Origin of the sequence: Fervidobacterium sp. 2310opik-2 (assembly GCF_011057735.1) — a bacterium.
GTDB classification, from domain to species: Bacteria; Thermotogota; Thermotogae; order Thermotogales; family Fervidobacteriaceae; genus Fervidobacterium; species Fervidobacterium nodosum.
In genome coordinates, this window is sequence record NZ_LNGG01000016.1 from 1 (window position 1) to 12,654 (window position 12,654).

Annotated in this window: 8 protein-coding genes; 4 read left to right on the top strand and 4 right to left on the bottom strand. The window is 36.4% G+C overall.

Annotated features, from left to right (window positions below):
- Positions 1-169: 169 nt before the first annotated feature.
- The 3 genes from AS161_RS06565 (at position 170) to AS161_RS06575 (ending at position 4,783) form a co-directional block, all read left to right on the top strand.
- Positions 170-2,029 carry a [Fe-Fe] hydrogenase large subunit C-terminal domain-containing protein gene (locus AS161_RS06565; RefSeq protein WP_164542209.1) on the top strand — a complete coding sequence of 620 codons (1,860 nt, stop codon included), beginning with the start codon at positions 170-172 and terminating at the stop codon, positions 2,027-2,029.
- A gap of 832 nt (positions 2,030-2,861) precedes the next feature.
- Positions 2,862-3,425 (top strand): hypothetical protein, encoded by a 564-nt coding sequence (locus AS161_RS06570; protein WP_164542210.1) that lies wholly within the window; start codon positions 2,862-2,864, stop codon positions 3,423-3,425.
- The gene (locus AS161_RS06575) at positions 3,422-4,783 is read left to right on the top strand and encodes a hypothetical protein (protein WP_164542211.1); all 1,362 of its coding nucleotides are present in this window, start codon (positions 3,422-3,424) and stop codon (positions 4,781-4,783) included. The genes AS161_RS06570 and AS161_RS06575 overlap by 4 nt, the downstream gene beginning before the upstream one ends.
- A 311-nt stretch (positions 4,784-5,094) precedes the next feature.
- On the opposite strand, the gene AS161_RS06580 is transcribed toward AS161_RS06575, so the two are convergent.
- From AS161_RS06580 to AS161_RS06590, 4 genes are read right to left on the bottom strand one after another with little or no spacing between them, the layout of a single operon-like run.
- Positions 5,095-8,145, bottom strand: coding sequence for an N-6 DNA methylase (locus AS161_RS06580; protein WP_206518790.1), 3,051 nt, complete (start codon positions 8,143-8,145; stop codon positions 5,095-5,097).
- Positions 8,146-8,148: 3 nt separating this feature from the next.
- The gene (locus AS161_RS09245) at positions 8,149-8,640 is read right to left on the bottom strand and encodes a hypothetical protein (RefSeq protein ID WP_206518791.1); all 492 of its coding nucleotides are present in this window, start codon (positions 8,638-8,640) and stop codon (positions 8,149-8,151) included.
- Between the two features lie 35 nt (positions 8,641-8,675).
- Positions 8,676-11,042 (bottom strand): helicase-related protein, encoded by a 2,367-nt coding sequence (locus AS161_RS06585; protein ID WP_164542212.1) that lies wholly within the window; start codon positions 11,040-11,042, stop codon positions 8,676-8,678.
- Positions 11,006-12,010: a phospholipase D-like domain-containing protein gene (locus AS161_RS06590; RefSeq protein ID WP_164542213.1), complete on the bottom strand. Its 1,005-nt coding sequence runs from the start codon at positions 12,008-12,010 to the stop codon at positions 11,006-11,008. Before AS161_RS06590 ends, AS161_RS06585 begins: the two co-directional genes overlap by 37 nt.
- Positions 12,011-12,429: 419 nt before the next feature.
- Between AS161_RS06590 and AS161_RS06595 the strand changes: the two genes are divergently transcribed.
- Positions 12,430-12,633 carry a hypothetical protein gene (locus AS161_RS06595; RefSeq protein ID WP_164542214.1) on the top strand — a complete coding sequence of 68 codons (204 nt, stop codon included), beginning with the start codon at positions 12,430-12,432 and terminating at the stop codon, positions 12,631-12,633.
- Positions 12,634-12,654: the final 21 nt, after the last annotated feature.

Consider the following 12,654-nt stretch of genomic DNA (forward strand, 5'->3'; position numbering starts at 1 on the left):
CGGCAAGTAAAAAGCTGTACTCTAGTTAGGCAATCTTATTTAAGAGAACAAAGTCTCAAGGAGGGGCAACCTGAAACTATTTTACCAGAGGTGTTAAAAAATATGCATTCAATTTTCAAAGACCAATTTTAATTTTTACCGAACTTATTATACGAGGGGGGGAGTTGTGGTGATCACGGTTGACAGAGAAAAGTGTGTGAACTGCTACAAATGCATTCGAGTGTGTCCGGTAGAATTTGCAAATGTGGTAAACGGTGATTACGTCGAAGTAGACAACGACTTGTGTATCAAGTGTGGAAGATGTGTGAAAGCATGTGAACATGAGGCAAGAGGTTTTAAAGACGATATAGACCAGTTAAAAAAGATGTTAGCATCCGGAATAAGACCTATTGCAGTCGTTGCACCTTCTGCAAGGGCAAATTTCAAGATAGGAAAACTTATCAACATGTTAAGAGAAATAGGATTTAAGGAAGTCTATGATGTCTCTTTTGGTGCAGACATAACCACATGGGCTTATATAAGGTACATTGAACAATATGGAAAAAAGAGTGTAATTGCGCAACCGTGTCCCGCTGTGGTCAGTTATATTGAAAGACATAAACCTGAACTTATTGAATATCTATGTCCTGCACAAAGCCCTATGATGTGCACAAGCATTTTCCTGAGGAAATATCTAAAAAAGACAGAGCCGATAGTTTTCATTTCTCCATGTATTGCAAAGAAAGATGAGATAGCAAGATTTCCGGACGTTGTCCAGCTAAACGTTACGTTTGTTTCACTGATGAAAGAATATAAGCATATATATGACAGAGTTCCCGATGATGGAAAATTTGACTATCTTGAGGGATACTTGGGGAAACTCTACAGCCGTCCAGGAGGTTTGAAAGAAAACGTCTATGCATACTTCCCAGGTGCGAGAGTTAAACAAATCGAAGGAGATATCATATTTGATTACTTAGAGCATGACTATTCAAAGACCCCAGATGATAAGAAGCCTTTAATTGTAGACATTCTTAACTGTCATGAGGGCTGTAATAAAGGCACTGCCACCAAAAATGATACACCTATTGATGTTATAGACTACGAGTTTGATATTATGAAGAAAGAAACCTTTGATAAGTCAGAAAGCAAAAAACTCTTCAAATTCTTCGACAAAACTCTTAGATTGGAAGACTTTATAACTACATATCAAAACAAGAAGAAAGACATTCGAAAACCCTCTGCTAAAGAACTGGAACCAGTCTATAACGATATGCTTAAGACAACACCAGAGAAAAGAAAATTGAACTGCTCAGCATGTGGTTTTGATTCATGTGAAGATATGGCTATTGCTATTTATCATGCACTCAATAAGAAGGAAAATTGTGTTAACTATTTGAAAGATAAGAATCTTTTGGAAATGGAAGAACTACAGCAGATGAACCAAAACATGCTCCAACTATTTGAAAGTGTCAACTCCACTCAAGACAAGCTTAAGAAGATACTTGACGAGGTATCAGCTGCAACCAAAACAGTGAATAAGAGTATGCATGAGGTATCAATGGCTTACAATGAAAATGCTAAAGAAATCGAGAGAATATCTAACTCAGTTACATCGCTGCTTGACCAAATAAAATTCCTTGACGATTTGAGTAAGAACTTATCTAAGAAGATCTCTGTTGTTGATAGAACAAATAGTATTCTACAAGACATTGGAACAAGTATATCAATGTATGCTTTAAATGCTTCAATAGAGGCATCGAAAATAGCCGATTCGAAAGGTTTCTCTGTCATAGCTTCTGAAATAGGTAAACTCGCCAGCAAAATGAAAAATGAGACTACAAGCTTGAGGAAAGAATTTGACGTCATGATTCAAGAAATGAACGAAATTCCTAAACTATCAGAGACAATACTTAAAACACTTGAGCAAATAAATAACTCGTTAGTAAATGAAAGCTCGATAATTGAGGAGCTAACAGCGAAAGGCGAAGAAATAACAGCAGAAATAGCACGACTTGCTGAACTAATTCACGAAGAAGAAATTCAATAGTAGTTTTAAAAAATTCCACGGGGGCTTGTCCCCCTTATTTTTTCATCTATTCGTATTCGCTTCTCTCAACCGCCCACTTTTCTTTATCCTTTATTTACATGCTGTTGGTTCATGTTTGCTTGCCGACTGATACCATCTGTCGTATATTACCCCTTCTTCTCTCAATACCATTACTCTAAAGCACATTCCCTCAAATTCTACTTTCTTTTAGAGCTTTGAACATCCTAAAGTACAAGCTTTTGCTACCATGCCTTCGCTTTTTTTTTTTTGGAATTTTTTAAATTGTTGCAATTTGCAAAAGAATTTGTGGTATAATATTACTGTGCTCAACTCTTCTCAGTAATGTTGCGTGCTAAACGTATTTTTCATTTCACGTATGCGTTTCTTTACTACTTTCTCTATTTCTCACTAAGTGTATAAAACGCAATAGAAGAAGTTCGAGAAACAAGCCGAAAAATGTGAATAAAAAATTTGCTGCTTTGAGAACTATTAGATAGATATATTCACGAATTAAAAGTTGCAGACAATTATGTAAAATCTTGAACGGACTTCAAGTCTTGGTAAGTTGACCTTTTTGTTAGGAATGTGGTAAAACTTAGATAATCTCCGTGAAACATAAGATGTTGGTTAGTGTTTGCATATATAATTAAGAGGGAGGGCTATCGTCAAATCTAAGTTTTCAGAAAAGTCAAAATAATCCGAAGTTCTTTTTATTTACTTGCCCGACTTTGTTGGTAACAGCGTAGATGAGCTTCTTCAAAGTGCAAAAAGATTTTCAAAGATTCCAATATTTTTAGTTGTTTGTATCTTTCATCTAAAAGGAGGGAAACGTATGAGTGAACAAGATAAGAAAAAGAAGAAAGATGAAGTATTTAAAAACTTTGAATCGTTACAACCGGTTATTAATGTTCTAAACGAAGCTGCGGCTGCCCTTAATGATGAGACCCGAACCATTAAAGATAGTCCTATTTCTGAGGTGTTAGCAGGAGCTCTTGGTGCTGGTATTGGTGGAGCGGGTTCATTTCTTGCTTTATATAGTTTGGGGACGGTAGGCTTGTCCGCTGCAGGAATTACGTCAGGACTTGCAGCAGCTGGCAGCATAATCGGCGGAGGAATGGTTGCTGGGATCTTCGTGCTTGCGGCCCCAGTGGCAGGGTTAGCAGCTCTGGGGGTTGGTATTGCGTCTCACATAAAACATAAGAAGCTTTCTGCGTTGAAAGCGGAATTATATAAAGAAGCACTTAGAAAACATCAGGCCATTATTCAAGCCTTGAAGAATGAAGCGAACATAAGGAAAGAGCGCGAGGAGTATTTGAAGTCACTTAATATCTTGTTGAGAAAGATTATAGAAGATTTGAGAAACGATTTGGGAGATGATTTGGGAGTAACAGTATGAGCAAATTCAAGTATTCTGATGAAGAACAGAAGATAAATAGCGTCTTGAAATATCAGAGGCAAGAACTTATGAATATCCAATTTCCTGATATGTCGGAATTGGAAAAGCAAATATTAGAGAGTGAAAAACTTATAAAATCACTCGGATATTCGTTATCCGACCTTCCAAAGGTTGAAACACCAACTGAAAAGAAAGAACTTATTGTGCCTACTTGGGAAGAATTGTGTGCTGAGGCTGAAAAGGCTGTTGGATATAATACAGATTTGGAAACTCTTTTTACCGAAGAAGAGTTACGTAATAGTGAACAAGCTATAAAACTATTAAATGAGGAGTTCAATGCCTTACATCGTCTTGATAAAGTAGATATTGCTATAAGTGTTGCAGGAGGATTATTAGGAGCGGCAGTAGATATTCTACTAGTGGGTATACCACATAAGACACCTGAGGGAGTTAAAGCTGGATCTTTGGCAAACTATGTAAGAGAATGGTTCGAGAGAAGATTCCCAAAAGAAGAAATGGAAAAGCTTGCAAATTCGAGAATTAGCAAAGTTCCGTACGATGCTCAGGATAATAGAAATACAACAGTGTTCGTTAATGGACTCTCAGCATATTATCACAGACTGTTATCCTTAGGACACGATCCTTTGCTCGGATTCATATTCGGTGTATTTGATATTTTGACAGGCAGAATGACAACCATTGACAAAACTGGAAAATTTGTTTCCCAAGTAATTCAGGAATATTCGGATAGGAAAGAAGTCAATATATTTGCTGCCATTGCTAAGCAGGTAATGCACTTAAAGTCGGACATTACCACTTCTATGGGACTACCTGTTCCATTGATGGGGCTATTTAACTTATTTCAATTTGGCAGCATAGGTGAAGAAGAGCAGACAATAGCAGAAATTGTACAAGGAATGTATTACGAAGGCTACGATTTCATTCACTTCTGTTCCATGTCAATTCCAGCAATGATTACAGAAGTGGTGATAAGAGTTGGATATTCAATCAAAAGAATAAAGGAAGGTTATCCAAAAAAGGAATGCATTCCATTTTCATTGAACAGAGAGAAACATCCCAAGTTAGGCACGATGTTATTTATTGGACACTCACTAGCTGCTTTATCGAATGCTGGAAAAGTATACTTTTCGAAAAATCCTTTGGCAATAAATTACCCCGAATGGATTTTGTTTGCAAAGTATTTATACAAGCAGTTAAAGTGGGTTATATTAGAAAAGCCCGAATTAAGGCATGCTTATGTGAAGGGGGCTATTCTCGAAAAACTGGACGCAGTCTATAAGGAGATAGATGAAACCTTTAAGGAGTATTCAGAAAAATATATTATTGTGTTCAAGTAAAGTGTAGTGCTTAGTTTTTTACACTGGTTGCCAGATGATGTTTAGGGTTAAAGGTTACTAGCAATATGCTGACAAACCTGAAAAGAGTAAAAAACTCATAGTGCTTATAACACAACCAAATGTTACAACCTAGAATTTTAAACTAATAGAAGAATGGAAACCATGTTACAAAATAGACATTGGGATACTGGAGAGAATGTACTTTTGTTAGAAAAATTGTGAAAACAACGTGTACGGAAACACAATCTACAAGTTCACAGTGGAAAAATCATGGTAAAAAATCCCCCGAGAGTTGCGGGGGGTTTGAATTTTTAATGTCTGTTGACGTCTTTTTCGATGTATCCGATTTCTTCATCCGATAACTCATACAATCTGTAAACAAGCTGATTTATTTCACGTTCTAATTTTGTGGTATCGGCTTGGTGATTGTTTTTCTTAGTTTTAGTTATTTCATCGAAGAGTTCTTCTATATGAAGTTCGATAGTTTGTTTATTGCTACTTGTTAATACTGGTATTGGTAGATTTTCTAGAAAAGCCTTTTTGTATCTGTAGCCATCACTTCCTAATCCTCCACCGGCATACCATTTTTTAAAAAAGTAACTAGCAGGTATTGAGTTCAGTAAACCACAAAGAAACTTTGTATTCCAACCGGTCATCAAAAATCCTGTGGCTTCTATATAGAATTTCTCCGTATCCCAGCAAAAACTTGGTTCACGGACAATTTCAGAGTAAATCAATTTTTCTTTTTCAAATTCAATATAGTAACTAATTTGATCTTGTGTTTCGAACCACTTGTTAGATGTTTTCTTTCTCGCATTAAATCCAAGTTGCGGATATCTCTTACCTGATTGTTCCAGTTGACGAATGTCAAAATGGGAAACAAAGTAGTTTTTCAGAGCTGGGTAGTTGTCAATATCTAATTTTCTTGCTGGAAACGTTGCTATAATCCACAATCCTGCCCACTCGTAATAGTACCTTTTAATATCTCTTCCGCGAAGTACAGGTCTTATGAGCTCCTCCGTTCTTTGCCTTTCCTCTTCTGTTTTACAAGCTTTGAGAATTTCATTACGCTTCTCAGTACTGATAATGAAAGCTTCGTTTAATCCCGTCTTGATTCCGTAATAAATATTGATATCCCATTCTTTCAGTGGTCTGCCAACTTGTTCTATCTTTTCTTTTATTCTTTTCTCAATATCGGATGCAATGAACCATACATCCTTTGTAAGTTGAGCAAGCACAACACTTTGCGTTTCGAGTAGATTCATAAGATCGCCTTTCCTAATATTCTCCCCCGTTACAGTCACTGCTTTTAGTTTATTTTCATTAGGTCTCTTTTGAATCATTAATATACATGTATCTACGGTTGCGCTTTCAAATACACCTGGTCCCAAATCGATTAATACCTTTGGATTGTACTTTAAGAAGAACGCTCTTAACTTTTCACCGTAACCTGCTCTCATCCATTTGTTTGATGTGATAAAGGTCAGTATGCCATTTTCTTTAAGGATTTGCATTCCTTTCTCGTAAAACAGGCAGTATATATCGCCCATTCGGTCAAATGTTTCAAAGCCTTGGCTTTTATACAAATCCGCATATTTTTTCTTTTCCTCAATGGCTTTTTGAAGTTGAATGTATGGTGGATTGCCTATAACTAAATCAAACCCGTCTTTGACACCGAACATCCATTCCGGGTCAAACCAATCTGCAGAAGAGTTTTGGTCGAAAGGATCGAACGAAGCTATTTTTTCAGCGTCTTCTTCACTGAATTTCAAAGCCAGAAGTTCTTTCTTGATCTGTTCCCTAAGATCTCTATCTTTTTGCTGCAGTTGAATTTTTCTCGTTCTTGTTTTTGCAGTGAAGTATTTATGCCTTAAATTTCTCAGTTCTTCTTTGTACCGTTCTATGTTCCAAGCAAGTGTGATCTGCCCTTGCTTTTGTAAACCAATGAGTGTATTGGCTGCAACGAACTTTGTTTCTAAATTGGGTAGAGGCCTGATTCCGAGGTTTTCCTTGGTCGGGTCTATCATTTGGTCCAGTATCAATGATATGAAAAATCTTAGCTTTGAAATTTGAACAGCTATAGGTTGGATGTCTACACCGTAAATACAGTTCTCTATTAGGTAAAGTTTTCTGGAGTAGTTGGGATAATTTAAGGACTCATCAAATATCTCATTTAGTTCCTTTAATGCCTGTTTGATTTCTTCGTCGGTTTCGTGCGACTCAAATACATGATTTATATCTTCTCTGATTTTCCTTCTTTGTAATTCTTTCCAATGCTTGTTATCTGGGTCAAGTCTTTCCAAAATGTGCACGAGTTTGTGCAGTGCTCCCATCAAGAACGCACCAGAACCACAAGCAGTGTCTATTATCTTGGCATTATCAATAGCTTCCAGCAGTTTCGCTCTTTCCTCTTCGGAAAATGTTGGGATCTCTTCGCTGTAGGATAAAAGTAGTTTTATCTTCTCTTCGTCAACTTCTGGACATTTGTTTTTGAGGTACTCAACAAGAGTTGTGTCAACCATAAAATCGACAATTTCTCTTGGTGTATAATAACTTCCTGTTGCTCTTCTTGCAGTCTCGTGAGTCTCTGGGTTGTAGGAAGCAAGCAAATTCTCAAAAACTTTTCCTAAAAGTTCAGGGTCGAGTGCGATTTCTTCATCTACTGGTGAAGCTTCATCGGTTGTCCAGTTATAGTCTCTGAAGATAGTGAAAAGCCCCCTAACCTTTTCGTTTTTACCGAGGCCATATTGCGAAAGGTCAGCAATGATCTCATTTTTGTTGAAAAACAAATAGTCCGGTATTACCGCTCGCTTTTTTGGATTTCTTGAGAAACCGTCTATATAAATAACCCTTTTCTTTTCGTCGTAATAGTCTTCTTTATCAAGACAGTCAAACAAACCGCCGTTAAGGAATGGAACATTCTTGAAGAGCTTAAGTATATCCTCCTTTGAAATAAGAAACTTGTCCGCATAACGATACAAAGTTTTTACGCCATAGTGTGGATTATATGGTTCTCCACCGTCTGAAGCAAAAGCACGCTCCGATGGTTTTTGGTTTAGCGTTGCAAAAAATAAGTTTTGCAGAATTGCGTTGTAGTAGTTGCTGCTATTTTCATCTTTTAAGAAGTCTTTTACTATACCCTTGAGTTTGTTTTCATCAAATATATCTTCTGGAATAAGATTTCTTTCTCTCATAAACCAAGCAAAGATTACTCGTGTTAGGAGTCTTATTAGGTTGGTTGCATTCCGTACTTCTCTGTTTTTCTGCGGATCATCTGAATACTTATAGTCTTCTGGGAATCTAATTTTGTCGAGTGCATAGAAGTACCAAGCTTGCAACTCTTTGTAGAATTCCTTTGTCACTGGTTACACTGAGAATGCTTTTTTTTTGTCACTTAGCTTTCTCCAGTTATTTTTTTCCATTTGTAAAACAAATGTTTTGTAAGGCTTGTCTTTTGAAAGGAAGAATGTGAATCTTTTGTAGTGTGAGTATTTTTCTCTAACACCATAGTACTCCTTGTAAACAAGAGAGATTCTAAAGTTTCTGTTATCATCATAGAAGAAAAATATTCCAGCATCTGCAAATTCTCTGGACAATATTCTTTTTGCTATCTCGTACTGTCTTTTCTTGGATGTTCTCTCAGACAATATCTCGTTAAGTTGAACGCAGTAGAAATGTACAACTGCGTTATCTTCTAAGGTTAGAGTTCCTACTTTCGAAACGCTAGATTGCTCATCGTCAATATTAACCTCTTCGGGGTAAAAGTTAGGATTTCGTTCTTGAAAGTACTGAGTTAAAAGCTCTCGTACACTCTCACCAGAATATAGTAACCTGTTCACAAATTCCTCGGTCTTCATTTAGTTCCTCACCCCCACTACGGTAGTTGACCGATTTATACATTCTCAATAGATATCATTATCTCCACTCTATATTTAGCCAGATTCATTCTTTCAAGATAATCCTCGCCACCCAACTGATGAACAATTTGATCTAGTTTTTCTTTAGCTTTCACGAACTCTTCTTCTGATTTATTTGTATACCCGGTCGCAAATTCTTTAGCTAATTTCTTTATGTCCTTCTGCATTGTTTCAGGCAAACTACCAAAGAACTTAATGTGTGTTAACAGTGCTTTTATTTTATCTTGGTGACTGGCAAATTTGTCGATATTCAGCAGTGTTTTTAATGCGTTAAACACTTCCCTATCTGCTCTGCTCATTTCTAATTTTTGAGTTTCGTAAGATCTGAGTTTCTTCTTCAATTCTTCATATGCTTTCCAGAAGTCTTCGCTTAAATCGTTAGCAACATCATTCTCTGTAGCTTTTATATCCTCAAGTACATCTGTCAAATCTAAAGTGTCTTCTATTTGTCCAGTATTGTAATCATAACGTAGAATGAAAATGCTATTTCCTTTTTTAACAAACAGTACTTGGTTTCGACGAGTGCTACTATTTGCTTTTTTGGAAAGTTTCACCTTTGGTGGCATTTTTTGGATTCGGTCTTCAATGTCTGGATATTTGGATTTTAAGGTCTGAAATTCTTTTACCGCAATCGTGAAAGGACTTTCGTCACCATCTGAGATTCTTTCAATTTCATTGTAATTTGACAGTCGAGCGTAGAGCTTTGATGGACTTGGTTCTTCATCTTCTGAAAATATCTTTGCATCCTCACCAAGAGCGCAGTGGATAAGGAATAACTTTGTTTCGGCAATTTCTCTCTGTCTAATGAGTTCTTCACCTTTTTCTGTCGGGAAGAAGTTGATTATGTAAAGTTCGTCGTATATTTTCTGGCCTATTCTGTTTATTCGTCCAACCCTTTGAATTACTCTAACAGGGTTCCATGGGATATCATAATTAATCACAACCCCTGCTCTGGCTAAGTTAAATCCTTCGGAAAGTTTATCAGTTGCCACAAGAATGTCAAAATCATCTTTCTGTTCCTTATATGTTGCGTCGAAATTGGCATTTATTTTTTCTAGAAGTTCTTCAGTTAAGTCTTTATCTACGGCAAGTATTCTGAACTCTTTGTCGAGTTTGCTTTTTAGATATTTCACTGTATCTATGTATTCAGTGAATATAATTATCTTTCGTTTTGGTTCCTGTTCTTGTAATTCGCGTAGTGTTTTTGATAAAGCCTGGATTTTCGGATCTTCAGTTTGTAGTTTTAGTTTTGACATGTCATCAAGGATACTATCAAGTAACTTTTTATCGCTTTCAATATCTCTTATGAAATCTTCCTTTCTTTCGAAATCGCTGATATCATAGATTGACATTCTTCCTTTCCCTGAACCGTCCATATCTTCTGCCAATCTTTGTTGGACAATTTCGAATACCTCATCATCGGTTAGTTCATCAATAGCTTCTAAAATTTTTTTGTCGAATGTATAGTATCCGTAATTTGTTATGAAATTTAGCACCCTCTCACAAGTATCCCTGATGGCCATTACAGACCTTTCAAATGCTCCAAAGCTGCTTTCAAATCGCTTTACCAACAAGCGCCTAATCAATTCTTTGAGGTTCTTTTGGCTCAAATATTCAAAGTTAGATTCATCCAAAGTACAATTTGCTTCTTTGTAGAAGTATGGTGTGTATATGGCTCCCTTGAATCTACCGTACTCGCCGAAATACTCATTTACTATAGTGTCATAAAACTTCGATTGCTCTTTTGTGAGTTCGTAAAACTTGGCTATTGGGTCTTTGATTTCTGACATTGCACCAATTTCGTTTCTGTACCTTGGATTTTCTCTTAAGTCAATTCTGTTTCGCCTGATTATAACGGGTTCTATAAACTTCCGAATTTCCCTGGATAGCTGCCTAATTCTTTCTTCAACCTTTTTAAGTTCCTGTCCAGTAATTTTATCAACGTTTTCATTGAACTTCTCTTTGTAAATTCTGAGAGCGGTTTCTATCTTATTAGGGTCTTTTGAGTACTTTTTAATCTTGATAAGATCTGAGAATTCTTCCTGGAATTTTGAAATTTTGATCTCTATATTTGGTGATAGATCTATAGTGGAACTTTTCGGTCTCTGGAAAAGTTTGATAAGCGAGAAGATGTCCGAAGGTCTATTGTTAAATGGTGTTGCAGTAAGAAGAATTACCTTTCTTCCAAAGCAAATTGTATACAATTTCTCGTAACCTTTTGTTTTGGGATTTCTGAACTTATAAGCTTCATCAACTACAACAACACTAACTTCGAGGTTTTCTTTGACGTAATTGACAGCATCGTCTAGTTTTCCAATCGAAAAAAATTCCCAATCGTACACATTCTAAATTGCTTTAAGTATGCTTCCCACATTTGTATCAAACCAGGAGGAGCAATTATAATTCCTTTCTCTCGGAGAATTTTCGCTATACCCAGAGCTATAATTGTCTTACCAAGCCCAACCACGTCTGCCAATATAACTCCAGAATGGTTCTCAATCTTTGATATTGCACCCTTTATTGCGTCCATTTGATATGTAAAGACCTTATAACCATTTCTCTGCAGCAATCTTTCAAACTCATCGACGGAATGTTTTGGTATAAAAGAGTCAATGTAAGTCTTTAAAATGTATGCATATGCCTCCAAGGGTGAAATCTTCCTTCCCAAATGGGTTTCTTCGCTAAGTACCTTGATAAGTTTCTCAAACCATTCGCATTTCTCAGTAATTTCGATGGATTCTTGCCAAAGTCGTGAAAAGAATTCTTTTGTGCTATCCAAGCCAAAGTCCGAAATTTCGACGTTAAATTCCGTTTGTTCCTCTAATCCGGCTTTCGTAAGATTACTGCTTCCAGTGATGAACAAGCCTGGCCTAACGGTTTTGTCTTTAAAGTTAAGAATATAGAGCTTCGAATGATTAGGTTCTTTGGTCTTCCTGATTTGAACTTTTCCATTTTTTAGATGGTTGATAAAACCAATGAAGAGTTCATATACCTCTCGGGTGTCTGTCGAATCATCATTAAGAACATGTTTCACCAAATCAAAGAATGTTTGCACCTTTTCGCTTATAGAAGTGTTGTCAGTGCTTTCAAGCTCGTACAACACCCTATCAGTTTGTGCCACATTCAAACCAACGAGTATTCTCATTTTTGCATCTGGGTTTTCATCTATAGCCCTATGAATGAGGTTATAACCATTCATGTAGAAGAAGCCAACAAGAGTATCTATGCTTTCAGATATTCTTATGGGTTCAGTAAGCCTGTCGTGTAAAGTTCTTTGACCTTCTTCGGGTTGGTTTGTGATTATATACATTTTTCTACCCCATTGTCGTAACCTTATGCAATATCATAGAATTCAAGATAATTATACATCATGTTACTAGTCTGAAAATGATCTATTTGTGTCATAAAACTTTGAAAAGGTTTGTTTTTGGAAAACTTCTTTAGGTTTACAACTTTCATATACAGAACCGTCCTAATCATTTTCCAACCTTTCTAATGCCCTTCTTATATAAACGATGAACTAATAACTTTTCCTGTCTTCTGGTATTATTGAAATTGTCAAAATAATAGTATACGAACTTTGTCAGTTTTCATTCATATATGTGATAAAATAAGCATGAAGAGAGTAATTTTCATTACATAGATGTAAACTCTCAAGTTACAGAGTATGGTATTAGAATTGATGGATACAAGAAGCATTCTTCAACAAGTCTGAAGGGAGGGAGCAGGATGAACGATAGCGTAAGCAGTGGCTTCGATATCGTTATCGAGGAAGTGGATAACTTTTATACCACTTTAGCAAATGAAATTAAGAAATTGGTTGAGAAAAGGGAACTAGAAAAGGCCGATAGGATTTTGGAATTAGCCAAGAAAATAGAGACGTTCAAGGAGAAAGTGACCTCCCTCAAAAAGGAGGTATCCCGATATGGCTAATGTCCAACTCAAATGCCCTCA

Coding starts and splice junctions, on each gene's coding strand:
- AS161_RS06595 (WP_164542214.1), top strand. CDS start 12,430: ATGAACGATAGCGTAAGCAGTGGCTTCGATATCGTTATCGAGGAAGTG.
- AS161_RS09245 (WP_206518791.1), bottom strand. CDS start 8,640: ATGAAGACCGAGGAATTTGTGAACAGGTTACTATATTCTGGTGAGAGT.
- AS161_RS06570 (WP_164542210.1), top strand. CDS start 2,862: ATGAGTGAACAAGATAAGAAAAAGAAGAAAGATGAAGTATTTAAAAAC.
- AS161_RS06575 (WP_164542211.1), top strand. CDS start 3,422: ATGAGCAAATTCAAGTATTCTGATGAAGAACAGAAGATAAATAGCGTC.
- AS161_RS06590 (WP_164542213.1), bottom strand. CDS start 12,010: ATGTATATAATCACAAACCAACCCGAAGAAGGTCAAAGAACTTTACAC.